This window comes from Paenibacillus lutimineralis (genome assembly GCF_003991425.1).
GTDB lineage: Bacteria > Bacillota > Bacilli > Paenibacillales > Paenibacillaceae > Fontibacillus > Fontibacillus lutimineralis.
Map to the genome: position 1 here is coordinate 3,598,880 of NZ_CP034346.1, position 23,266 is coordinate 3,622,145.

Below are 23,266 nucleotides of genomic sequence, written 5' to 3' on the forward strand. Positions count from 1 at the left end.
CTTAAATATAACAAAGATTATGGGGAGCATTCAATGTTAGCCTCAGCCTTCTAAGTTCGCCGACCGCACGCGCTTCTTCGATCTTAGCCCAAACTGAACCATGCAGTACAACAATAGGAACAAGATCATAAATCCGGCTGAATAGCGGTACATTACGGAATAGTTGCTAAATGAAGCGATAAGACCCAGGATAATGGAGCCAATGGCGACCCCAAAATCCGTTGAATTATAGAACATACTGTTGGCCGTTCCATATTGCTCCGGTGTAGAGGTGCGGATCATCCAAGCCTGAAGCGTCGGTTGAATCGCGCCGAAGCCGAGTCCGTATAACAGCGCGGATACGATCAATAGCGGCAATGACCTTGTATAGGAGAGTACCGTCATACTAGCGACGACAAAAATCGCTGCCGGAATAAGAACTGCCGCATGTCCTCTACGGTCAAAGAGCCGACCTGATATCGGGCGAACAATGACGATGGTAATTACGTTGAACAAGAAGAACAAACCGACCTGTTCCAGATGAATAAACTGACCGAACAATGCGATGAATCCAAGCAGACCGCTATAGGTAATGCATAGAATTGCATTCAGTAGAGCGGGGAACCACATTTTATGATTGAACTTCGGTTTGACTTGCTTGCCACTGGACTGCTTGGCGGCCTTATTCTGACCGTGAACGTGAACAGACGGTTTTGATACTGCACGGGAGAACAGTAAAATGGGCAGGATCAAGACGACGGTAAGTGTAGCTACGATCGTTAACTTACTAAATCCGTATGTTCTCATAACGTTCAATCCTACTATCGGCCCGAATGACATAGCTAAACTGCTCGATAAGCCAAAATACCCGATGCCCTCTCCCATTCGACTGACCGGGATGATCTGCGATGCTAGGGTTGGTAATATCGTACTAGATATTCCGAAGCCCAGACCAAAGCCTACGCGCATCGTTAGCAAGCCACCAAAACTTTCAGCTAGCGAGTAAATGCCGGTCGTTATCGTTGCGATAATGAGCCCAACGTAGAGCAGCTTATCGCGCGGCACACTTTTGATGAGCCCAGCCGTCAGAAACCTCGCAATAATCGCTGATGCAGCAAATACGCTGGTCACCAGACTAACCTGAAAATCTCCAGCATGAAATTCATTTTTTACGTATGCCGGAAAAGTAGACAACAACATCTGCAAGTTCAAAAACATCAAAAAAGAACAAATCGTTAACGAAATAAAGGATTTCGTCCACAATCGTTCCTGATCTTCCAGTAACATGATCTCTCCCACTTTCTCTATTTAAAAATCCTTGTTAACTCCACTGAAGTGATGATCAATACGATCAAGAAGCCCCATCATTAGCTCATACTCCTGTTCAGTTACACATTCCAGAAGTTCACTTCTCATTTCCTGTTCATAGCCTTTACCCGCTTCAATGATTGGCTTAGCCTTCTCTGTGCTGAACACCAGATAGGAACGTCGATCTTGCTTGCCCTTTTGCTTGTAAACAAGCCCCTTGCTCTCCAGTTGATCCAGAATACGTGTCGTCGTAGGATGATCCTTGCTCGTCCGTTCAGCAATCTCCTTCTGTATCAGCCCTTCAGCACTATCAATCTCGAGCAATACCGACCACTGCTCTGGAGTGATATCGAATGGCTTCAAGCGATGCTGCAAGTACATCGATAATTTGCGATAAGTCACGCCCATCGTGAAACCTAAGGTAGGAATAATTTCCCGCTCGGCTTTTGTTGGCATTCCGTTCACCTCATATCAGTTCATATAATTGTCATAACAACTATATGATAAGCAACTATTCTTTGTCAATGGAAGTTATTTTCAGGAAAATAATTCAAAAAACCCGTCGCTTCACAAAAAGCGACGGGCTTAAACTCTCGATATCGGTCTCATTATTGTTCGTCACTCGAGTCCGATTCTACATAATATTTCAATTGGGACAGCTTGTTATCCCAGAAGCGGTCGAAGTACGATAGCCAACGCTTCAACTCGAATAATGGGTCTGTATTCAAGCGATAGCGAGTCTCTCGGCCGACCTTCCGTTCCTGAACCAGCCCCGCATCTGCTAAAACATGCAGATGCTTGGAGACTGCGGTACGGCTCATCGCAAAGTGCCTGGTCAGTTCTTTCAAGGGCAGCTCTTGATCCCCCAAGATGCTAAGTAATTCGCGGCGAGTCGGATCAGCGACGGCCTGAAAGACATCCTGCTTATTCCTGGCCGCTTCCATCATTAATCCTCAAGATGCGTCTTCAGCTTGATAACCAGACCGCTCCAGCCACCATCCATATTGCCACGAATCACGGTATGTGGCTGTCCAAATTCTGTCAACTGGTCCGCACTCCAGCCACTATGAATCACCGTCACTTCCGTCTGCTCTTCTCTGTCAGACAATTCAAAGGTCAGTGTCCAATCCTTGCCCCAATTGAAGGACAGACGATTCGGCTCCTCTACTAAAGTCACTTTGCAAGGAGAAAGTCCGAACGGTCCTGCGTTCAATTGGAACTCATGCCCTACGACCGCTTCAAGATCATTAGGCATGAACCAGGCAGACAGCCCGTCTGCTGTAGAAACGGCACTCCATACTTTGCTGATCGGGGCATTTACCAAAACGGAATGGCGAATATCCGGCAATTTCTGATCCATATTGTTGTCCATATAAAGTGTATAACTCCTTTCAAATTAGGAAACTGTTTGGTTTCTAATTAGCATTATACGAAACCAATAGGTTTCGTGTCAAATTCCAAAAAAAGGCCACATCCTTCATCAGTAGGATACGGCCTTATCAAACAATTTATTAATAAACTCCGCGGATATGCTCCGCTACTTCGTTCTCGTAATACTTACGCAGACGTTCCAGTTCCTCCGGGCTGAATGACGGTACATTCAAAGCGCCCAAATTATCTTCAACCTGCTTCACGTTCTTGAAGCCAGGAATCACGCAGCTGACTTCTTGGTGATCCAGAATCCAACGCATAGAAGCGCGGGCCATGTCCCCCCGTCCTTCAGCGATCCAGGACAAGCCATTCGCAAGCTCTACCCCTTTGGCGAACGGTAAGCCAGCGAAGGTCTCGCCAACGTTAAAAGCCTCGCCATTCGCGTTGAAATTGCGATGGTCATTCGAGCTGAATGTCGTGTCTACCTTGAATTTTCCAGTCAATAATCCGCTTGCGAGCGGAAGGCGTACAAGCAGTCCTACACCCGCTTTATAGGCTGCCGGGAACAATTCCTCTGCCGGTTTTTGACGGAACAGGTTAAAGATGACCTGCAACGCAGACACTCCGGGAACGTCTACACAGAACAGTCCTTCTTCAACCGTCTCCACACTAACACCGTAATGACGGATTTTGCCTTCAGCTTTAAGCTTATCCAATACTTCGAAGACTTGTCCATCTTTAAGAATCGCAAACGGAGGGCAGTGAATTTGATACAGATCAATCCGCTCCCGCTGCAGCCGCTTCAGACTATTCTCACAAAAGCTACGGATCGATACCTCTGAATAGGTGTTCAGGTCATGAATATCGCCAGCACGGCAAAATTTCGTCGCAATATGAATCTCATCTTCTTTGCCCTTCGTCGCTTTGGCAAGCAGTTCTTCGGCATGTCCACCCCCGTATACGTCTGCAGTATCGAAGAAGTTGACTCCTTGCTCCATCGCCGTCTCCAAACCGCGGAGAGCGTCCGAATCATCAGAACTACCCCAGTCTCCTCCGATTCCCCAGGTTCCGAAGCTTACTTCACTGACTTTCAAATCGGTATTGCCCAACTGCCGGTATTTCATCGGTAACCCCTCCCCTGATCTATCGATATCAGAGAGCTTGTCCGTGAACGCGCTCCCACACAGTAATCATATCCAGTGTATATCATAGGTATAGCCTTTGGCTATCGTTGTTGTTCATTTTTATTGAGTTCTTCCTATTAAATAGAAATATGAAATAAAAAATAATCATCTATGATCGCGCATAGCCGCCGAAAATGTGATTTTTTTGTTATGATCTAATCGTATCAAAATGCAGACATAATATCATCTATTCTAATCCACTGCCAACCCCTGGAGCAGTGGCAAGCTTAATCTCTCGCCGATAATTCTGGAAAGTTGTGATAAAACCACTGATCTCGATATCTTCGTATTCACCAAATAACTTTTACGTAACACACTTATGTCCATGAAACGATTCAGACAAAATTCTCTGGATCTGCTCCATTTCCATGATCATCGAGAATGGGGCGCATCTTCCTCTTTACCTCATTAGGAAGGATTTCCCTGCAACTTAACCACCTATTGGTGACTATATGTAGCCCAATTTATTTAGGTCAAGTGTCACTAATCATTCGTAGACATAATATGAATTAGCCAAAAGACGAAAGGAGAAAATCAATGAATCAAGAAAAGTACAGCATTCAAAGGGATACTGATCCCCAATTTTTTCCACATCACGGCCATGAACATATGATGCATCCCCATTTTCATACCTTTGGTCATCATCAACATGTTCAACACCACGTCCACCATCACCACCATTACCATTATCATCATATGATGAGAGATCAAGATACTCCTCAAAGATAGTATTAAAAAAGGATAACTAAAATTTAAGGCGAGAAGAGTTACGCCCGGTTTAACGCTGCATTCATGCAGCCGTGCGTATCATCCCGCCTTTTTCGTTACATCCTATCACTGGAAAACCACAATTCTCAATGCGTCTTACTCCTGCCTAATTGAAATAATACATAAGATGTAAAGGTTTTGTCTCCCTTATATTAATGCATGATTTCTTTCTTATTAACCTTCATGCCAGACAATGACCGATCAAACATGTCAAGAATAAATAAGAATCGTTCGGCTTCACGAAATACGTGATCTGCTAATAAAGGGTGAATGATGCTTTTGATTCGACACTCCTCAATTAAGTCTCGTGCAGTCTTTTTAAAATCGCGCAATGATTTGACTGAAACGCGGTTTTCATCAACAAATTGACTTAGTAATGGATGGGTTTGCGATTGTGGGCGCATGGAACTTAAGTCAATAGCTTGATACATCAGTGTATCAAAATCTTGGCTAAACTCCCTTGCTTGTTCCACTAATTTTCGCTCGGATGGATCAAGTAAATGACCTATAAATTTTGCATGGTCAGCCATGATTTTTAGAAAAAAAACATTTTCATCGATAATCGCATCAGGTAATGGTTCAAGTGTTCCGTTATTGAGTCCTCTAGCCGATTTTTAAAGTATCTTGCTTCTCGGCTAATATGATCTACTAGCAGAGGGAAATTTGTTCCCCCAGGAAGTTGACACCGTAGTATAAGCCCAAGTACCTTTCTCTTAAATGCCCAGATGTGTACAGCGGCATTGTGGACTTCTGAATTAAACTGTCTAATTGTTTGGGGATCAGTATCTGCTTGAAAAGAATATGATCTTCTTTCAATATCTTCAAAGATTGCATTAAATTGATTAGCTTCATTAATTAACTGTGTGTCTTCACACCTAAATCCTAGTCGAAGAAAAAAGGAATGTTCTTTCATAATGCGTGACCAAAAACGTATTTCGTCTAATGATCTGACCACAAAAGGATCCGACAAATCATATCCCACCTTTCAGCACACTAAATAAGACAACTATCAATAGTGGCTTGATATCAGAGTATATGGGGATAACATGTTTCAACATGCTATGTGGAAAATAAAATCAAGATATCTCAAATAAATTCCATCTGAGGTAGGAAAATCATCCCTCTAAAGCTTTGTAATAAACAGAAAAAACGAGAAGAGTTACGCCCCGGTCATTTACCGCATTCTTGCAGCCGTGCGTGTCATTCTCGCCTTTTTCTATGCTTACATACTATCACGGGAAAACCTTCATGTGGTGCTCAAGTTAGAGTCAATTTACGCTCAGGTTGTACTCAATTTACTAGATCGGATACAGGTTATTAGCATACGGGAAAGATAGTTAAAAAACAGGGTATCCGGAAAAATGATCTGATCAGTTTTTGAGGATTATGTTGAAGATTAATATAATTTTTTGTTCCTTGCCACATCATTTTCAAAGGATAAGAATTACCGTTTATGGAGGGTGAAACTAAAATAAGAGCTTTGACTAGATGAGGATAAGTGAGAGTAAAGTCTGTAGCAACGCTGCCACCCATGGAAGAACCCACTAAAGTAACGTTTTGAAGTTTCAAGGAATCAATCAACGCTTTTAAATCATTTACATTGGAGAAGGGAGAGTTTGGTGTGCTGGAAAGACCATATCCCCGTAGATCATATCGAATTAATTTATACTGCGCAGAAAATGAGTCAACTCCTCTATTAGCAGTCGAACATTCGTATTTTCTATACTTATTAGCTTCTTCATTTCATCACCCTACTTTATGATTCCACAGTAATATTTCATAGTCAATTTATGATACCTTAATCAAATGTCTAGATTAGGAATCAGCTCATTCGTTAGTAGCTAATAAATACAGTTAAACCGAGCAATTGAATTACGACATATAGGGCTTGGCGAAAGTTTGAATGATTAAACAAACGAGGAACTTTAGCAGAATAAAAACAACGCGGCAGCCTAACGGAGAACGTTATTTTAATAAAAGCTTTGTTAATCTTAATGTTGATATTTGTTAATTACGAACGAATGTTCTATGATAAAGCTAACAATTCGGTGCGGAGATGATTTGTCTATGGATTTAAAGGAGCTAAAAAAGCTTGCTGATACATTAGACGATAGTGATGAGCAGGAACTAATCTTCTTTTTGCAATCCCGAACCAAGGGTGTGTCGGCTCCCGTTCGAGCAATTGACGAAATCCAAGAGCAGAAGCACAAAGATGGGCTTGGTTCCGTTATATAGACAACAAGGAATATGAGAATACCTCATCGAATAAGAAAAATATGTTGGTCAAATTGTGCTTAGCAATCCATAAGAAACAACCCAAGCTGAGATGTCCTATAATATAGTTAATGTAGATATCCCTCATGAACAAAGGAGAACTTAAAATGAGAAAACTCGTTCTATTTTTACACGCTTCGCTTGACGGTTTTGTTGAAGGGCCAAACGGTGAAATGGACATTGGCTGGGTTTCCTACGATGCTGATTTGGAGAAACACGCGGAAGAAATTCTGAGTACTACCGACACTGTCATTTGGGGACGTGGGACTTATCAGATGATGCACAGTTACTGGCCATCTGTGCCTTCGAACCCATCAGCTTCGCAGCATGAACGGAATCATGCCGAGTGGATCGAAAAGACAGCCAAAATCGTTTTTTCCACGACGCTGGAGAAAGTCGAATGGAACAATTCCAGACTGGTGAAAGAAGATGTCGAGGAAGAGATCAAGAACCTCAAGCAGCAGCCAGGCAAGGATATGGTCATCCTCGGCAGTCCTAGGCTCGCACACCACCTTATGCAGCTTGATTTAATTGATGAGTATAAAATTACGGTTTCTCCCGTTCTGATCGGTAGGGGATTGCCGTTATTCCAAGGTCTCAAGGAGAAGATCAATCTTAAACTAATCGAAAACAAGACCTTTGATTCTGGAGCTATAGGTCTCGTTTACCAGACGGTAAGATGACCTTGTCACTTATAGGTGATTACGCTAACGGGAGACGATAGCTCAATTAACCGCCTTTTCACAAAGGCGGTTTTCTTATGGTCACAAATCAACATTAGAATTTAACATAGCCTTAATAAAAAAGCGGCAGTCTAAGACTATATTTACCATCTTAGTTTGCCGTTTTTTACTTAAAACTCCGCATCATTCTGCTTAAAGAACCCCATCAATTTTAACGTATTTGCCATGCTCTCGGTGCCATCAGCTATCTTCCGGCGAATAGTGCTGTCACTTAGACCATGCCGATAAAACAGCAGCGTTTCCTTGTAAGAGTAACGCTGCATGTACCTGTAATCGACAGCCTTCCTTTCATCATCGTCTTGAATCAAGCTGAATGCCCCTCCGGAGCTGCTGAGTGTAGAATTGGTACCGCTGATATACCCAGTGCTACTTTTCGATCATAATCGTTGCATTTGCCGTCTTATCCGCATGAAGGTCTTCCTGGTCGATGCGGCGTGCCACTTCTCCATCAATGGCCACCTGCTTCAATTCCCGTTCATATCCTTCAAAATCCTGCATAAGCATAGTCATTTCTTTATATTTGCCGAGCAGGAATTTAGTTCGCTGGATCTCCTGCTCAGATGCCTCGGAAAAAGCTCCCCCTGTTCCCATGCCACCGCCATTCCCCTCATTCCCCTTTATGCTATAATGTCAAGAGAAATGGTTGTTGATGAGCATTTCGGAGACCGTCTGAAAGTCGAATATGACATAGAATAGGCTAAGGAGTAAGATTGCTTATGAACATGGGTGTTTGGGTTGCTATCGCTGTTGCACTTGCTGTTGCTTTGGCTTTTTAAGAAGGAAGAAATGAAGGAAATCCAGAGCCAAAAAAGACCATCCGCACAGACCCCCGAGCCCGGCCAGGTTATAGGGGTCTTTCCGTTTCTATCTCTCCTATTTATATAAAAAAACGTTTTCATTCAAGCCAAATAATTATTCTTCTTGGCTGCCCTGTCTACCGGCATAATAAGGCTCTCCTGGATCAAGATCGATCACGACACGGCGAGGTTCTACCAGTGAGTATTGATGCTCACACCGCCAACGCATATCTTCGCTAATCCCAATCGTCTCTCCGTCCTTAATGATATCGCCCTGATTATATAGATAGTAAGCGATATTTCCCAGTTGCTCAGCAACCTCATTTGGTTCCAGATCAAAATAATGACATTGCACGTCGGGAATCCCCAGCGCTGCCAGCCCCACCGAATCCATGAGTCCCTCTGCTCTTCCGCTACCGGTTCCTTCCACATTATAGAACCGGATATTTAACGCGCCATATAGTAAATTGCCTTGCTCTACAGCAGACAGGTATTCGTTAGGCTCAAGCAGCTTATCGCTCTCACGGAAGTATATCGCGTCACAAGGGCAGGCCTCCAGAACCGCACGAAGCGCACCGCTAAACAGCTGCAGCCGTGATTGAGGCTCTAACCCTGCAGCCATCATGTCTACCAATAACAAAGTATGATTGCATTGCTCCAAGGTTTCAGCGGCTTCCTGCCAATGCCAGGACTGCTGCAGCGCTGTGTTGTAATCCTCGGCCGGGCGATGTTCGATATTCATCAAGCTGGTCTGAGCCGGCAGTTCTCCTTCCGTATATTGAACCATATAGTTCAGATGAAAAAAATGTAGCAGCGTTCCCTCATATTCCTCATTAGCCTCCCACACGGCAAGCTCCTCGGCCGCGGATTCTTCCGCTTCCGGCATGCTTGTCCTGCCTGTGTAAAGCTCCATTTTCTTATAAAGTAAATCCCGATCCAGCTTCGGCTCCTGCTTGAACTTTAGTTCAACAGCATAGACACGTGCAAAGCCAAGATCATTCTCTTCATTCAGCATTTCATTCATATCATTCATCCCCTTGTATCACTCATATTTTGAAATATTCTTCGTCCATGTTCGCAGCCTAGCTCCCCGTCACTCCCTCGTCAGATACAGTGCAATGAGCCAGCATGAGCCAGAAATTGTTGTCATCATAGCCTGTAACAGTTCCCTGTACCTGATAGCCTGGATACATCAGCTCCGACTTCGTATGGGTCCTTAACTCTGCGGTATCAGCAATCGCATAGGCTGTATCGCTTAGCTGTATAATCGCTCCTTGTGGATAGAACATCATAATAGAACCGCTAACAACTGTACCGCGTGCGTAATTCTGCTTGACCTGCTCCCAGTCCACCCTATAAGGTGCTACAGACTTGTCCCAAATTTCATTGAACTGCTCCTGAGAGATCTCCTCATCACCTTCGAAGGGTTCGATCTCCTTTTCCGCCAGGAAGAAATCCGGGGCAATTGAGACCCTGTATCGATCATTCATCACTGTAACCTGCCGATAGGCGATCATTTCAGCATCAATTTCAAAATAATAATATTCTTGTTCCTCAATACCTTGAGCTTTAATATACTTCAACCGCGAACCTCCTAACTTTTCCTCCTTCTGCCGAGCATATCAATAATCTCCCTATCAATACCTTTCCATTATATTCAATTTTCCCCTGCAAGTCAGCCGAAAAAAGACGATCCCCGCTGAATAAATCGGATAGATCGCCGTAGTAGTTCCCTATTCTAATCGTTGCTGCATCTCTATATAATCACGCTGAAGCAGACCCATATGGACTATATCATGCCATTTCCCTTCTCTGAATAATACCTCCTTGCTTAAGCCCTCCTGTTGAAAGCCTAAGCTCTTATACAGACGGATTGCCCTGTCGTTGAACGAGAACACTCTAAGTGACAAGCGGTGCATATTCATCTCATAGAAGCAATACCCCAGCAGCAGCTTCATCCCCTCGGAACCGTAGCCCTGGCCCCAATACTTCTTCTCCCCGATATCAATAATGCACTCTGAATTCTGGTTCTTGTAATCGATATTGACCAAGGCCAGAACTCCAATCGGAGTCTCACTTTCTTTCTCAAGTAAAATATAGCTTTTAGAGGACGTGGAGCCCAAAATGACATGCTCAACAAAAGCTTGGGTATCCTGGGGGGAGTATACATCTAAACTAGGGTTCGTCGATCGCATAATCTCCTGATCATTTCTCCAGGTATGGTACAACGCTGTATCGTCAGTGGTCATTTTCCGTAACTTAACACGTGCTGATTCGAATAGCATCATGTCTATCACTCCTCTTCTTTCATCAAAATTATGATCTTAATTCATGAATTGGACGTAGCATTTGCTCCATCGAGAACAAAAGAGCTACTAGCTGCTCCTTAACCTTGGTACTCTCAGGACCTAATTGATAGGTATCCAGCATTAAGCCGTTCATGAAGGAAATAAGAAATCTGGCTATCACATCAGGCTGTAGCTCCGGCCTAAATTCTCCACAATGCATCCCTGCTTCAATAACTCGCTCAATAGCTGCAGCAGTTTCACTATAGCGCTCGGTTATGTAGGGAAAAGAAGCTTTATTCTTCACATATTGGGATGAGAGGAAAAACTCCGACTTCGCCAGAATTAGCGTCTCATGAAGCGATTCAATATAAGCCTGCTGCTCCTCCACCCAGTGCTTGATGTGCATCCATACTGAACCTTCGACCGGAGGAGCAAAAAACTGTATGATCTGTTGATCATCAAATTTCAGAACCTCCATAAATACATGATCGATATTGTCAAAATAGGCGTAAAAGGTCCCTCGTGAAACTCCTGCTTCGTCCATAATATCCTGCATCGAAGTATGGACGAATCCTTTCTTGATAAAAACCCTTTTGGCTGCCTTCAGCAGCTCTCGCTTCCGTTCCTGCTTGTAATCCTCGCTCACTTTCGGAGCCATAAATAGACACCCCCAAAAAAAATATACAATCATGTCGGTTTTATATATTATAACCGACACTGCTGTATAGTTTCAAGTATTAGAAATGTCCTTCCATTACAAAAAAAACGCTCTCCGATCCACCACGGAACTCGGAGAGCATTTTGTCCATTCTGAAGCCTTCCTAATTAAGAAGCACCAGCGTTTGTTAAAGCAGTAATCATCTCACGGTATCCACGGTTCTTGGCATGCTCCAGAGGTGTCACTCCTTTGTTATCGGCCAGATTCACATCGGCTCCACCCGCGATCAGTAGATCCACGATCTGTTGATGATCCTTGCCGCCGTCGCCAAGAATGATCGCCTCCAATAGAGCGGTCCAACCAAGATTGTTGATGTGATTCACATCAACATCCGAATTTGCAAGCAGTTCACGAACGATCTCAACATGCCCGCGATCAGCAGCCGGAATGAGTGCCGTCCCTCCGAACCGATTCGTAATTGTCGTATCAGCTCCTGCAGCGATGGCCGCTTTTAGGAAATCCATCTTCCCTTCCGCTCCCGAATAGAGCAACGGATTGTCCAGCCGATCGTCCCGGATATTAATATTCGCTCCATGCTCAACGAGAAGTTCAAACATTTCAAGTTGATCGGTGTGCACTGCAATCATAGCCGACGTCCGGCCTCCCCGATCTGTAGCATCGATATCGGCCCCCTCGGCAAGCCGTTTTTTCACTGCTTCCTGGTCACCTTCTGTTACAGCTTGTAATAAATCACGGTTCAACTTGTTCATTTCTTGGTTCTCCCCTTGAGTTGCTTGTTGCTCCTCATTAGATAACAAGGAGTTCATATTCGCCTCGCAACCTGTCAGCATAAGCATCAGGATGACAAGGCTCATTCCATACAGAATCGCGGACTTCCCTCCTTGCCGCTTCATGAGTATCACTTGCAAGGACAACAATAATTTGATTCTGATCGACATCTATTCACCTCTTCCCAAATCACATGCCGTATCCATATGCTAACATGAAGATATTCATACGGATAATATTATTAAAATTAAATTTAGTTAGCTTTTTCATATAAGGAATCTTTGAGTCACATGAACTATAAATGTGAATGCTTGAAAGGAATTGCTGGAGGAGGTGGATATACGTTCTGCTTTTGGGCAAAGTAACAACGAATCGCGCATGATTTCCAGAATTGAGGTTTTTGATATGCCTGACAACAATTGCAATGCCTACCCACTCAAGGAGCATTTGGAGAAGCGTCTTGAAGAGATATCTTCATTAGCCCAACAAAATATAGAGCTACTGGAAGATGAAAATGTATGTCTCATCACGGAGTTTGAAAATATGAGAAGTGTCATGACGGATATTGTGACGACTGCGGCGTCCTTTTACTTAAACTGCTACCTATCCCCCTATACAGCGAAATATAGAGACTTAACGATATGTATGCGGAATTTATCCGAACGGAAGCATGGCGCGCTTATTGTCGTGGAACGGAAGGACTCGCTGGATCCGCTGATTTCGTCTAACATCCCGATTGGCGGAACGTTAACCCATGCTTTGCTCGAGTCCATCTTCTATCCTGGTAATCCTCTTCATGACGGCGCTGTACTGATTCGCTCCGATACCGTTGTTTCAGCGGCTAACGTTCTTCCCTTATCGAGCATTCATGTCACAGACAAGAAACTGGGAACAAGACATCGCGCAGCGATCGGCCTGACCGAACGCTGTGATGCCCTGGTCCTCGTCGTATCCGAAGAGACCGGACAGGCTTCATTTGCAATAAGCGGTGTGCTGCATCCGGTTAATGTATCGCCTTTCTAATCTTGAGCGTTCAATCCCCTCAGACGCTGTCGACTGGCAGCATTTGAGGGGATTTTAGAAAATACAATATGCATTTTATTATGAGGATTAAATAGCGCCAAATAACAAGATCCGTTGTTGATGCTCACTTTTTCTTACGGAATAAGGAGATCCCGCCAAAGCCGCTGATTACAGCTAAGTAGTACCCCAGGTCATACCACCATCCCGAATTATTGATTTCATAAATTCTGATGTCATGGTTAAACAGGCCGATAACTAGAGAGATCGGAGCGACCCAGCCATGCCAGATTCCCCAGAAGAAGCCCGCCTGATTTTGTGCGGTATACGTTCCATCGCCAGGTACGCATCCTGATAGAAGTACCATTAGAGCAAGCAATATGGCAACGAGTAAGAAGCACTTTTTTGATTTCATCTTCATCATCCTCCAGAACATTTTCTTTCAAGACAATTTCAAAGTCTATTTAGTACCATTTAACCTTTTCTCAAGCAGCTTCATTTCCTCATTCACTTCTCTAGTTATGACCTTCAATATGATCCCAAGAATTAATGAGATCATAGAGATCATAAAACATATTAACGTATAAATAGACCCTCTTAAATCATTGGTAAAATTGTATTTTATAATTTCCGAAAAGTGGCTGCTCATAAAAAGAATCACCATCAATATGAAAAATAAAACAAAACAGACGAGGCAGAAATTGGAAATTTTATTAGTCCGTTCAAAATACAGCATTCAAGTCAATCCTTCCATTATTTCTTATCTCATTTAATATGGACTCAGCCTGCTTAGAATGTTTAACCATAATCATTTTTTTATCCGTCGAATACTTCTTCAACTTATCCATCACTGCCGGCCTTTTATCTCTTCTGAAATTCCAGCTGTACTTGATGAATGGCCAGTCGATAGACTCGGGACAACCCTCATTTAAATCCGGCCTGGATTTTCCATGATATTGAATTCTCCTCTTGATCACCCGGTAGGTGGTAACCCATGGAGAGAGATCCATGAAGAAGATGACATCCGCTGCCTCCAAGCGAATATCCAGAGTTCTCCCATAATATCCGTCGATGATCCACTGATCTTCTTGAACCAAGTTGCTAATGAACTCGTTCCACTCTTCCGGCGGGGTTTCCTGCCATCCCGGCTTCCAGAAGTAATAATCCAAATGATGAACAGGGATGTTCAAGATTCCTCCAAGCTCACGTGCGAAGGTAGACTTTCCTGACCCGTTTGCTCCTATAATTATGATTTTCATATGAATTTCCTTTTTCTATAAGTATTTTACAATGCCTCAGTATTAGGCATCTCTAACATCATTGCCTGGCAACCTCTTCTATGGTAACATTTGGGGTAACTTTAATGAAAGTAGGCGATTTAAATGACAGTCAGCTCTTTCCAACTCACCACTAAATTAGAGGTACGGAAGGCTTAATATCGGTTAACCCCATATTACAAATCCTATCTTCCGTATCCATAAAACGGAGGAGAAAAGAAATGTTCAGTTATTACAGTAATCTTTGTACGGAAGTTTATGACCTTACCAAGCCTGTCGGGCAATCCATCAGTGGCGATATCGAGTACTATCTAGATAGACTCAAATCCTGTAAAGGACGAATTCTGGAAGCTGCCGTAGGATCCGGTCGTATGCTCATTCCGCTTTTACAAGCTGGACTACTGGTAGATGGAATCGATTATTCTCCTGAAATGCTAGCATCTTGCCGTAAACACTGTGAAGAGAGAGGCTTGAATCCGGTATTATATGAAGGAAAACTGCAAAGTTTCTCACTGCCTCATAAGTATGAAGCGATTATTATTCCTACAGGGTCCTTTTGTCTGGTTGAAGATCGCCAAGACTCGCTCAATGCTCTACAATGCTTCTACGATCATCTTGTACCTGGGGGACGAATTATCATCGACTTGATCCTACCAGATACGATTGAAGCAGGGAAGATGAGTACCTCCACCTATGCCCTTCCATCCGGTGATGCGATTACCCTGGAGAACAAGCTGGTTGAAGTTAATTTGCTCCACAATTTCACGGTCTCCTACCTGAAGTATGAGAAATGGCGCGAAGGGAAGCTTATCCAATCCGAGCTGCAACGTTTTGCGCTGCGCTGGTACGGAATCGAAGAATTCAAGCTTGTATTAGAAAAGACCGGCTTCACAGACATTGTATGCTCCACTGATTATATGTACAACCAAGAGCCGACGAATAGCAATCAGACATTTACGTTTGAAGCTGTTCGGAAATAAAGATTTAAGTCCTGGATGGATTGTCCAGGACTTTTTCTTACGCTTCCCACTCCGGATTCCATACGACTTCCCATAAATGCCCGTCTGGATCTTGAAAATAACCTGAATAACCTCCCCAGAAAGTATCGTGGGCCGAAACGGTTATCGTAGCCCCCGCTTTCTGAGCTTGCTCCATAACCAAATCCACTTCTTCTCTCGATCCTACATTATGACCGAGTGTAAATTCAGTAGGACTAGGCTTTGCTAGACTCAGCTTCGTATCGTATGCAATGTCTGTGCGTTTCCAAATAGCGAGCCTTAATCCAGCTTGCAAATCGAAGAACGCAACGGCACCATGCTCGAATTCAGTCCCTATGATGCCTTCCGTCGGCAAACCAAGTCCATCGCGATAAAACTGCAGTGCTCTTTCCAGATCATCAACACCTATGGTGATTACAGTAATCCTCGGCTTCATAGATAACCTCCTGATTTTGCAAGGAATTTGCCATAACTTAGAACACACTTATACACCTATATGTCACTTTTGCAGATCTTTAACTAGGTAAATTAATAGTTCATCATCTACGACGACAGACCGACCGGGTACAACAGGCACATTCTCATATGTTATACCATTGCCATCCGCAATATAACCACGGGACATGTACATTCTCTGCGCATTTCCGTAGTCCTTATATAACCCAACGCCTAACCCAATATACCTTGAGGTATCGCTGGCGATTTGCTCGAATTCGTCGAATAATCGACTGGCGATTTTCATTCTTCTATACTCTGGAAAGACATTCAGATCGTTGATCTCAGGAATTTGATGATCTCGAAAATAGGGATACTTCGATTCGTATAGCAAATGGCAGCACCCAGCCAAACACTCCTTATAATAAGCTATTAATGTGATCCGTTGGCCTTCCCGATTCTCTTCGAGACAATTGAAGAAATACTCTCCTTCAGTGTACCAAGGATAACGTTCAGCAAATGCTGCATTCAATATTTGAGCTTCTTCTGTAGTCGATAGTTTTGTAATCCGAATTGTGCCGTTCATTTTTTTCCCTCATTTATAATCTTGATATCTTTTGCTTCTGCCTGCGCAGGGTAAGACTCGTCGATCCCACCTCTAATTTGATACTGAACCTTCTGACCTGGCTTCAAGCCTTTCTTCTTCGTACTGAGCCAAATGGCGTCACCAGTATATTCATTCATATCCTTCCAACTCTTCCCGGGGAAATTCTTCTCAATTACTAAAATGCGTTGATCAGCTACTTCCAGAATATATCCTTCCCCCTCAAATTGAGAAGCACCTTGATTACAGCCGATCAGCACCATGAAGACCATGGCCAATATAACAATTTTCTTCATCGCCCTCCTCCTAGACCTCCTTATACATATATACCATCGTCAGGTCCTCATTCACCTCTTCCTCCTTATATATCCGATACCCTAATTTGTGATACAGGGCCAGATTTCTTGTACTTTTATGCCCAGTGAATAGCTCTATTCTCTTTAGATGACCATGAGCTTCCTCTATTGCTTTCATTAATCTTTGGCCGATTCCTTGATTCTGATACTGAGGCTTAACGATAAGCTTCCCTATCAAGCAGACTTCATCTTGGATTTTCGCACGTACAGAACCGACAATTTCCCCGTGAACAGCTGCCTTTAAAATAATCCCTTCCTTGAACTCTTCTTCTAACTCGCCTATAGTCTGCTTGAGCGGAGGAATCATCTCCCCATAAATCTCAGCCTCACTCTGATAGGCTTCATACTGGAGTTCCAGGATGTTGAGCAAATCAGAACTTTCTGCTTTTGCAATATCCAAATCAAGCCCTCCTTTCCGGATAATTCTTGCAGAGTACATACTACTCCCAGTAGGGTGTTCCAATAAAAAGAAAAGATTGACCTTGTAAATAATGGCCAACTCTCTGAATTAACTTGCTAACATGAGTACCCAGCCATTCCAGGGCATCAGGCAGGCCTAGCCAAAAACCCAATGTATCCAATTGGCCGATGATAAAGAAAGTCTCCAGTAGTTGTTCATGATTGGACGGTAGAGGAAATATAGCGGAGTACGAATTTAACAGGCTCTCCCTAAGGGCCGGATGAATATAAGAGAAGGTCCACCCAACATCGAATAAATAGAATCCGTAATCTCCCCTCTTGCATGTATTGCATCAGGGGCGATGCTGCCAAGCAACAAACTAGGTGACGCTTTACCAGAAGTCAGTTCTTCAGACACCCCAAAATGGACCATAGGCCAAGGCAATGAAAATCTCTCCTTTTGCAATTTTATTCGTCGGTCTCTAACGGAACTACTGATCGCTATTGCTGTCAAAATAAGAGTAAATAAAATCGTTAGAATTTTTATCAGCCTAATTTCACGCAAATAACGATACTACGTTTCGTTAGACGCCACGATCGTAAACTCCCAAGGGATGTTTTCATTCTCCCACCCACGGTGCTCTTCGAATCTCTGCAATTGGAAACCCGCAGACAGCACGGAATTGATAATTTCACTCAACGTATATAATCGGATGGAGACATCAGGGAACTCCGACTGCTCCTCTTCAGCAAAAAAGTCCTTGTAAGCTACACTACCGCTTCTTAGTTCCCTATCAAAATAGTCAACATCACCTTGGCTAATAATGCATTTTCTCAGAGGATGGAAGTCACTAAGGATCAAAGTCCCACCATGCTTCAATAATCCAAAGAGAATGGACATAAATCTATCGATATCACTAAAATAGTGCAATATCCCGCCTTCCAAATAAAGCAGGTCAAAATATCCCCCGTATTTCTGCAGGTCAATCTCATAAATATCCGTGACGATATATTCAATGGTCGTATTCGCACTTTCCGCCAATTCCAAAGCGTACCTTCTATTTTCCTCGGAGATGTCGAACACAGTCACTTCTGCCCCTAATAAAGCAATGGGTACAGCTTTTCTTCCATTAGACCCGCAAAGATTGGCTACTCTTTTCCCCGCAACATTTTCAAAATAAGGACTGTGCTTTTTTAAGCACGCTATGGGGTTTGCTACGATTTGGCTAGCTTTCTCTTGGGGGGTACCATCCCTTTTGTGCCAAAATTCATATGCCCGATGCTCCCAAGCCTTCTTATTCTGTAGACTCTGTTCCTGCATTTTACCTATCCCCTCTCCGCTCAGGATATGATACTTCTTCTTCATAATTCAACCCCACAAATCTATCATTCAAAGCAATTACTACCAGTTTAATCAACATGATTGCTGATAACAAGCAAAATGAAAGAGCAGCGCTGGAACCGATCTCCCTGCACTGCTCTCATAATGAGCAGTTGCACTCCGGTATTCTTGTAATGCCAATCTGTCCTGGAGTGAATCTCCAGAACCCTCTAACTTATTAACAAGAGTGTTCTGACTTCATGATCTTGCATCTTTACATCCTAAAAAGAATATGCTATTATAACCAAAAATATAGTCAACATTGACTATACAATGTTGAATTAGATTGGGGTGATAGCATGACTCGGCTCATGGTGTTAGGTTTATTAACTAAGAATCCGATGTCGGGATATGAGATGCAGCAGATTTTGCAGCAATCCAAGACCGACACATGGGCGGGCATTCTGCCGGGATCGATTTATCATGCGTTAAAAACTATGGAGAAAGAGGAGTTGGTTGAAATCGAGTCGGTGGAGCAGACCGGGCATCGTACCAAAGCGGTTTACCGTATTACGGGACAGGGACGCCAGGAATTTGTGAAACTGCTTGAGAAAGCTTTACGACAATCATCCGTCACCTTTCCTACAACAACCTATACCGCCATTACTTTTCTACACGCGCTGCCTATAGATACCGTATTGGACGCATTAGCCGAGCAGCGCAGAATGATCGAACAGCAATACGAAATGATGAAAGCTGGCGAACAACAAAAGGAATCCTACAAAGATTACACCGAGATCGTCCAGTTAACCTTTCAAAACATGTACGATCATTATGAAATTCAATTGAAATTTCTTGCTCAGCTGGAGGAATTGATCCGAAAACATCCTCATTTATTTTCAGAAGGGAGTAAAGTCCAATGAACGAAAGGCGAATTTTGCTTCAAGCGGAGCAGCTGTCGAAAAATTATGGCTCCCGCACCGTTGTTAATCAAATACGGCTTAAGGTTCACGAGGGAGAGCTATTGGCAGTTATCGGGCCTAATGGTGCCGGCAAATCCACCACAATCGAAATGCTGCTTGGCTTACGACGCCCTGATCAAGGGAGCATTACCTACTGGCGTCAGGACTATTTAGCTCAAATAGGGGTTCAATTACAAGCGACCCCATTCTTCCCTAGCTTAAGCTGTATCGAGAATCTACGACTATTTGCAGCCTTTTACAAAACAAAGCTCGATCCTGAAAAAGGAAGATCATTGCTTAGCTTATGCGGTTTGCAGGACGTCGTAGACACCGAAGCCTCCCGTTTATCCGGGGGACAGCAGAAGCGCCTCGCTATTGCTATTGCTACGGTTCACGATCCACAGCTTGTATTTCTTGACGAACCTACCTCCGCACTGGATCCCAGAAGCCGGCAGGAGATTCATACCGTCATCCGCAAGCTGGCCGAAGCAGGAACAGCCGTTGTATTCACCTCTCATGATATGGAAGAGGTTCAGAAGCTGGCTGATCGGGTTACGATGATAAGCAGCGGTTCAATCATAGCTGAAGGAGTCCCCGAAGAGCTCTGCGAACAGTATCAAGTCAGTCATATGAATGAATTGTATTTGAAGCTGACATCGAAGGAGGCTGCGGCTGCATGTTTATGATCATATTCCGCTCCATGATCGTCACATCGTTAAGGGACAGAATTTCTCTTTTCTATTCAATCCTGTTTCCAGCTGCCTTGTTATTCGGACTCGGTTTATATTTCGACTCGCCTGAATACCGGTTTAACCTGCTAACGGGTACTGTCTTATTAAGCACGCTCTTCTGGAGTGTCCAGGGTACCGCCTTTCAAGTACATCAGCAAAGAAACCGAGGAGTCTATAAGCTGCTTAAGGTGACTCCCTTGTCCAACCTATCGTTTGTTCTGAATGTGACTCTAGCCCGTACGGTCCTCGGGTTAATAATTAACGGCATCATTCTGGCTATCGGGATGATCGCTTATGCGATTTCATTCCCAATGGCTAATCTAGCCGTCTTAGGGTTCATTCTGGCTTTAGGAACCTTATGCTTTACAGCCATGGGGTTCTTTGTTTCGAATCTTGCCCAGAACGAAGCCCAAATCAACATGTTCTCGAATCTGATCTATATCCCGATGCTGTTCGGTTCCGAAACCTTTTACAGCCTGCAGCATGCGCCTCAATGGATAAAGACAGCCGGAAATTTGTTCCCGTTAACCTACCTTGTAGAGGGTGTACGAATTTCCTATACCGATATAGGAGAAGTTCTTCCTTATATAGGAATCGTCACCGCATTTACTGTCGCATTAATCTTCCTGGCTGCCCTGACTTTCCGCTTTGATGCCGATCAAACGCTCCTATTCAGAAAATATCCCAAAGTATAGCCAATTTTTTTGCCTATATAGTCAATGTTGTATATACATCATTTAGTAACAAAATAATAAAGTGCAGTACAGAGGTTTGAAACATCTCTGTACTGCTGTCAGGTCCTCACTTTCTATCAACCAGTAAGTTTTTTAGTCGATACTAAGGCTCTCCGAATATTCTCCCTTTAACTTACCCGGAACGTTCCTGTGCCGAAGGCGCACAGATCACCGTTATCCATTCTAGCGAAAGCATGCGCGGTGATCATTGTGCGACTGGAATGGACTAACTCGGCGGTAACAATCATCTTGCCGATGCTTGATTTGGCCACATAATTCATATTCAGATTCGTAGTCACGACATTACAATTCGGTCTGTTTACCATCGCTAGAAGCCCCATTGCAGAATCCAGCAGCGTAGCATGAACACCGCCATGGACAATCCCAATCATATTATGATGATGCGGCTTAATTTCCAGAGTAACAACGACCTGCCGCTCATTGACTGTCTCCACCTGGGAGCCGAGATAATCCCAGAAAGTTCCCTTCGCCAGACGCTCCCATTCCTGCATTTGGGCATCCTTATTACGATTTTCCGCTTCCACCCGGGCTTCTCCTTTCTCTAAACAGCACAAAATGCACACTATTTTTGATCGTTGTTCAATTTGGATTGTTCCTCTTCGATCAGCCTGCGGCGCAACACCTTGCCCGCCATTGTCTTTGGTAGACTATCCCGGAATTCATAGACCTTCGGGACCTTGTATGCAGCCAGCCTTTCTTTACAGAACTTCTTCAACTCCGCTTCATCCAGCCGGGCCCCACTCATCGGCACGATATAAGCCTTCACGGTCTCTCCGCGGTAAGGATCATAAATTCCGGCCACAATCGCTTCCTCTACACCAGGATATTCGAACAAGATCTCCTCAACCTCGCGGGGGTATATGTTATACCCGCCTGCGATAATAATGTCCTTGCGACGGTCCAGAATGTAGAAGAAACCGTCCTCATCCATTTTGCCGAGATCACCGGTAAGCAACCACCCATCACGCAGACACTTGTAAGTCTCTTCCGGCTTGTTCCAATACCCTTTCATCACTTGCGGCCCTTTGACCGCTAGCTCCCCAATCTCACCAAGTGGAACTTCCTCCAATGTATCCGGCTTTACGATCATTGCCTCTGTATCCGGAAAAGGGATACCGATGGAGCCCGTTTTACGCTTCTCCCAAATATTGTTCGCATGCGTCACCGGCGATGCCTCTGTCAAGCCGTATCCTTCAATCAGCTTTCCGCCAGACAACTGCTCAAATCGGGTCTGCACTTCCTGAGGCAGCGAGGCCGCACCGCTAATACAGACCTGGATCGAGGACAAATCGTAACTTCGAACATCAGGATGATTGATGATCGCCACATACATCGTTGGCGCACCTGGAAATACGGTAGGCCGCTTGCGGTCAATCGCCTTCAACACCTGCTCGATCTCGAACCGCGGCATCAGAGTCAAGGTACATCCGAGAGAGACAGCCTGGTTCAGCAGCACCGTCATCCCAAACACATGGAAGAAAGGAAGCGCTGCCAAATATGTCTCCTTTCCGGCCTGAGAGCGATAGAACCACAGCTGCGTCTGAATCGTATTGGCGACCAGATTGCGATGCGTCAACATAACACCTTTGGCAAAGCCGGTCGTCCCCCCGGTGTACTGAATTAGCGCCAGCTCATTCTCGACATCAATCGGAGCTAAATACGGAACAGGCTGCGAATTTTTAAGCAGTTCCTTAAATGATACAATCTGCTCGTTATAGTTGACCTTTACTGCGGTGCCATCTTTTCTGGCCTTTAGTGGATATAGCATGTTTTTGGGAAAAGAAAGCTCATCCTGCACTCTAGCAACGAGAATATAATCAAGCGGGTGCTGCTCCATCGCCTTGTTCACCCGATCCACGAGAATGTCCAGCGTAACGATAACCCTTGCTCCGGAGTCGTTAAGCTGATACTCCAGCTCACGCGGCATATACAGCGGATTGGTCATCACGACCACTCCGCCGATTAATAGCACGCCATAATATGCGATAACCGCCTGTGGACAGTTGGGCAGCATAATCGCCACACGATCTCCCTGCTGCACGCCAAGATTGCGCAGTGCGTTCGCGAAGCGATAGGTTTTATCCAGCAAAGCCCGATAGGTTGTCGTCGCTCCCATGAAATCAAGCGCAATCTGCTCGGGATATTGCTGCGCTGAATCCAGTAGAAATTGTGCCAAATGCTGCTGCGGATAATCATAGGTCGGTGGTACTTCGGCGGGATAATGTTGTAGCCAGGGTTTTGCATTCATC

29 protein-coding genes and 2 pseudogenes are annotated in these 23,266 nt (G+C 44.1%); 7 read left to right on the plus strand and 24 right to left on the minus strand.

The annotated features are described in order from the left end of the window. Window positions 1-42 precede the first annotated feature (42 nt). The 8 genes and pseudogenes from EI981_RS15810 to EI981_RS30265 all read right to left on the minus strand — a co-directional run bounded on the left by EI981_RS15810 (window position 43) and on the right by EI981_RS30265 (window position 6,269). Complete coding sequence (locus EI981_RS15810; RefSeq protein WP_126999725.1) at window positions 43-1,266, minus strand: MFS transporter; 1,224 nt, start codon at window positions 1,264-1,266, stop codon at window positions 43-45. 21 nt (window positions 1,267-1,287) lie between these two features. After that, window positions 1,288-1,743 carry a MarR family winged helix-turn-helix transcriptional regulator gene (locus EI981_RS15815; RefSeq protein ID WP_126999727.1) on the minus strand — a complete coding sequence of 152 codons (456 nt, stop codon included), beginning with the start codon at window positions 1,741-1,743 and terminating at the stop codon, window positions 1,288-1,290. Between the two features lie 152 nt (window positions 1,744-1,895). Beyond that, window positions 1,896-2,231, minus strand: a complete 336-nt coding sequence (locus tag EI981_RS15820; RefSeq protein WP_127004735.1) for an ArsR/SmtB family transcription factor — start codon at window positions 2,229-2,231, stop codon at window positions 1,896-1,898. A 2-nt stretch (window positions 2,232-2,233) separates the two neighbouring features. Next, the gene (locus EI981_RS15825; protein ID WP_126999729.1) at window positions 2,234-2,659 is read right to left on the minus strand and encodes an SRPBCC family protein; all 426 of its coding nucleotides are present in this window, start codon (window positions 2,657-2,659) and stop codon (window positions 2,234-2,236) included. Window positions 2,660-2,798: 139 nt separating this feature from the next. Beyond that, complete coding sequence (locus tag EI981_RS15830) at window positions 2,799-3,782, minus strand: aldo/keto reductase (RefSeq protein ID WP_126999731.1); 984 nt, start codon at window positions 3,780-3,782, stop codon at window positions 2,799-2,801. A gap of 594 nt (window positions 3,783-4,376) precedes the next feature. Further along, complete coding sequence (locus EI981_RS29050) at window positions 4,377-4,538, minus strand: hypothetical protein (protein WP_162616194.1); 162 nt, start codon at window positions 4,536-4,538, stop codon at window positions 4,377-4,379. A 224-nt stretch (window positions 4,539-4,762) separates the two neighbouring features. Then, a pseudogene (locus EI981_RS15835) lies at window positions 4,763-5,523 on the minus strand (DUF2935 domain-containing protein). Between the two features lie 404 nt (window positions 5,524-5,927). Further along, window positions 5,928-6,269 (minus strand): alpha/beta fold hydrolase, encoded by a 342-nt coding sequence (locus EI981_RS30265; protein ID WP_127004737.1) that lies wholly within the window; start codon window positions 6,267-6,269, stop codon window positions 5,928-5,930. A 408-nt stretch (window positions 6,270-6,677) separates the two neighbouring features. Here EI981_RS30265 and EI981_RS15845 point away from each other — a divergent pair. Both EI981_RS15845 and EI981_RS15850 read left to right on the plus strand, forming a co-directional pair. Continuing rightward, a pseudogene (locus EI981_RS15845) lies at window positions 6,678-6,830 on the plus strand (IS1595 family transposase); the annotation flags it as partial. Between the two features lie 161 nt (window positions 6,831-6,991). Next, entirely contained in the window at window positions 6,992-7,567 is a 576-nt protein-coding gene (locus tag EI981_RS15850; protein ID WP_126999733.1) for a dihydrofolate reductase family protein, read from the plus strand. 170 nt (window positions 7,568-7,737) lie between these two features. Here EI981_RS15850 and EI981_RS29685 read toward each other — a convergent pair whose 3' ends face one another. The 7 genes from EI981_RS29685 to EI981_RS15880 form a co-directional block, all read right to left on the minus strand. Further along, window positions 7,738-7,935, minus strand: a complete 198-nt coding sequence (locus EI981_RS29685) for a hypothetical protein (RefSeq protein WP_227011455.1) — start codon at window positions 7,933-7,935, stop codon at window positions 7,738-7,740. Between the two features lie 58 nt (window positions 7,936-7,993). Further along, window positions 7,994-8,218: a hypothetical protein gene (locus EI981_RS29690; protein WP_227011456.1), complete on the minus strand. Its 225-nt coding sequence runs from the start codon at window positions 8,216-8,218 to the stop codon at window positions 7,994-7,996. A 321-nt stretch (window positions 8,219-8,539) separates the two neighbouring features. Then, on the minus strand, window positions 8,540-9,448 hold the full coding sequence (locus tag EI981_RS15860) for a DUF4261 domain-containing protein (RefSeq protein WP_126999735.1): 909 nt from the start codon (window positions 9,446-9,448) through the stop codon (window positions 8,540-8,542). Window positions 9,449-9,506: 58 nt separating this feature from the next. Next, a complete protein-coding gene (locus tag EI981_RS15865; RefSeq protein WP_126999737.1) occupies window positions 9,507-10,007 on the minus strand; it encodes a hypothetical protein in 501 nt (166 codons plus the stop codon). 150 nt (window positions 10,008-10,157) lie between these two features. Then, window positions 10,158-10,709, minus strand: coding sequence for a GNAT family N-acetyltransferase (locus tag EI981_RS15870; RefSeq protein ID WP_127004739.1), 552 nt, complete (start codon window positions 10,707-10,709; stop codon window positions 10,158-10,160). Window positions 10,710-10,740: 31 nt separating this feature from the next. Next, window positions 10,741-11,370, minus strand: a complete 630-nt coding sequence (locus tag EI981_RS15875; RefSeq protein ID WP_126999739.1) for a TetR/AcrR family transcriptional regulator — start codon at window positions 11,368-11,370, stop codon at window positions 10,741-10,743. Between the two features lie 167 nt (window positions 11,371-11,537). Next, the gene (locus tag EI981_RS15880) at window positions 11,538-12,197 is read right to left on the minus strand and encodes an ankyrin repeat domain-containing protein (RefSeq protein ID WP_127004741.1); all 660 of its coding nucleotides are present in this window, start codon (window positions 12,195-12,197) and stop codon (window positions 11,538-11,540) included. 367 nt (window positions 12,198-12,564) lie between these two features. On the opposite strand from EI981_RS15880, the gene cdaS reads away from it, so the two are divergent. Further along, window positions 12,565-13,182 carry a sporulation-specific diadenylate cyclase CdaS gene (gene cdaS, locus EI981_RS15885; RefSeq protein ID WP_127004743.1) on the plus strand — a complete coding sequence of 206 codons (618 nt, stop codon included), beginning with the start codon at window positions 12,565-12,567 and terminating at the stop codon, window positions 13,180-13,182. A gap of 124 nt (window positions 13,183-13,306) precedes the next feature. Here the strand turns inward: cdaS and EI981_RS15890 are convergent, their stop codons facing one another. Next, complete coding sequence (locus EI981_RS15890) at window positions 13,307-13,594, minus strand: hypothetical protein (protein WP_227011457.1); 288 nt, start codon at window positions 13,592-13,594, stop codon at window positions 13,307-13,309. 307 nt (window positions 13,595-13,901) lie between these two features. Further along, window positions 13,902-14,438, minus strand: coding sequence for a DNA topology modulation protein (locus tag EI981_RS15895; RefSeq protein WP_126999741.1), 537 nt, complete (start codon window positions 14,436-14,438; stop codon window positions 13,902-13,904). Window positions 14,439-14,677: 239 nt separating this feature from the next. Between EI981_RS15895 and EI981_RS15900 the strand changes: the two genes are divergently transcribed. Further along, complete coding sequence (locus tag EI981_RS15900; RefSeq protein WP_126999743.1) at window positions 14,678-15,436, plus strand: class I SAM-dependent methyltransferase; 759 nt, start codon at window positions 14,678-14,680, stop codon at window positions 15,434-15,436. A gap of 37 nt (window positions 15,437-15,473) precedes the next feature. On the opposite strand, the gene EI981_RS15905 is transcribed toward EI981_RS15900, so the two are convergent. The 5 genes from EI981_RS15905 to EI981_RS15930 all read right to left on the minus strand — a co-directional run bounded on the left by EI981_RS15905 (window position 15,474) and on the right by EI981_RS15930 (window position 18,614). Beyond that, window positions 15,474-15,890 carry a VOC family protein gene (locus EI981_RS15905; RefSeq protein ID WP_126999745.1) on the minus strand — a complete coding sequence of 139 codons (417 nt, stop codon included), beginning with the start codon at window positions 15,888-15,890 and terminating at the stop codon, window positions 15,474-15,476. A gap of 63 nt (window positions 15,891-15,953) precedes the next feature. Further along, entirely contained in the window at window positions 15,954-16,475 is a 522-nt protein-coding gene (locus EI981_RS15910; RefSeq protein ID WP_126999747.1) for a GNAT family N-acetyltransferase, read from the minus strand. Beyond that, a complete protein-coding gene (locus EI981_RS15915; protein WP_126999749.1) occupies window positions 16,472-16,789 on the minus strand; it encodes a YobA family protein in 318 nt (105 codons plus the stop codon). The genes EI981_RS15910 and EI981_RS15915 overlap by 4 nt, the downstream gene beginning before the upstream one ends. Before the next feature lie 10 nt (window positions 16,790-16,799). Continuing rightward, window positions 16,800-17,348 (minus strand): GNAT family N-acetyltransferase, encoded by a 549-nt coding sequence (locus tag EI981_RS15920; protein WP_227011458.1) that lies wholly within the window; start codon window positions 17,346-17,348, stop codon window positions 16,800-16,802. A 474-nt stretch (window positions 17,349-17,822) separates the two neighbouring features. Then, on the minus strand, window positions 17,823-18,614 hold the full coding sequence (locus EI981_RS15930) for a class I SAM-dependent methyltransferase (protein WP_227011459.1): 792 nt from the start codon (window positions 18,612-18,614) through the stop codon (window positions 17,823-17,825). Window positions 18,615-18,928: 314 nt separating this feature from the next. On the opposite strand from EI981_RS15930, the gene EI981_RS15935 reads away from it, so the two are divergent. Genes EI981_RS15935 through EI981_RS15945 form a run of 3 tightly spaced genes read left to right on the plus strand, consistent with a single transcriptional unit; the run spans window position 18,929 to window position 20,957 of the window. Next, complete coding sequence (locus tag EI981_RS15935) at window positions 18,929-19,492, plus strand: PadR family transcriptional regulator (protein ID WP_126999753.1); 564 nt, start codon at window positions 18,929-18,931, stop codon at window positions 19,490-19,492. Further along, window positions 19,489-20,217, plus strand: coding sequence for an ABC transporter ATP-binding protein (locus tag EI981_RS15940; RefSeq protein ID WP_126999755.1), 729 nt, complete (start codon window positions 19,489-19,491; stop codon window positions 20,215-20,217). The genes EI981_RS15935 and EI981_RS15940 overlap by 4 nt, the downstream gene beginning before the upstream one ends. Next, window positions 20,208-20,957, plus strand: coding sequence for an ABC transporter permease (locus EI981_RS15945; protein WP_126999757.1), 750 nt, complete (start codon window positions 20,208-20,210; stop codon window positions 20,955-20,957). The genes EI981_RS15940 and EI981_RS15945 overlap by 10 nt, the downstream gene beginning before the upstream one ends. Before the next feature lie 167 nt (window positions 20,958-21,124). On the opposite strand, the gene EI981_RS15950 is transcribed toward EI981_RS15945, so the two are convergent. Both EI981_RS15950 and EI981_RS15955 read right to left on the minus strand, forming a co-directional pair. Then, window positions 21,125-21,541 carry a PaaI family thioesterase gene (locus EI981_RS15950; protein ID WP_227011460.1) on the minus strand — a complete coding sequence of 139 codons (417 nt, stop codon included), beginning with the start codon at window positions 21,539-21,541 and terminating at the stop codon, window positions 21,125-21,127. 38 nt (window positions 21,542-21,579) lie between these two features. Next, window positions 21,580-23,265 carry a long-chain-fatty-acid--CoA ligase gene (locus EI981_RS15955; RefSeq protein WP_126999759.1) on the minus strand — a complete coding sequence of 562 codons (1,686 nt, stop codon included), beginning with the start codon at window positions 23,263-23,265 and terminating at the stop codon, window positions 21,580-21,582. Between the last annotated feature and the right edge of the window lies 1 nt (window position 23,266).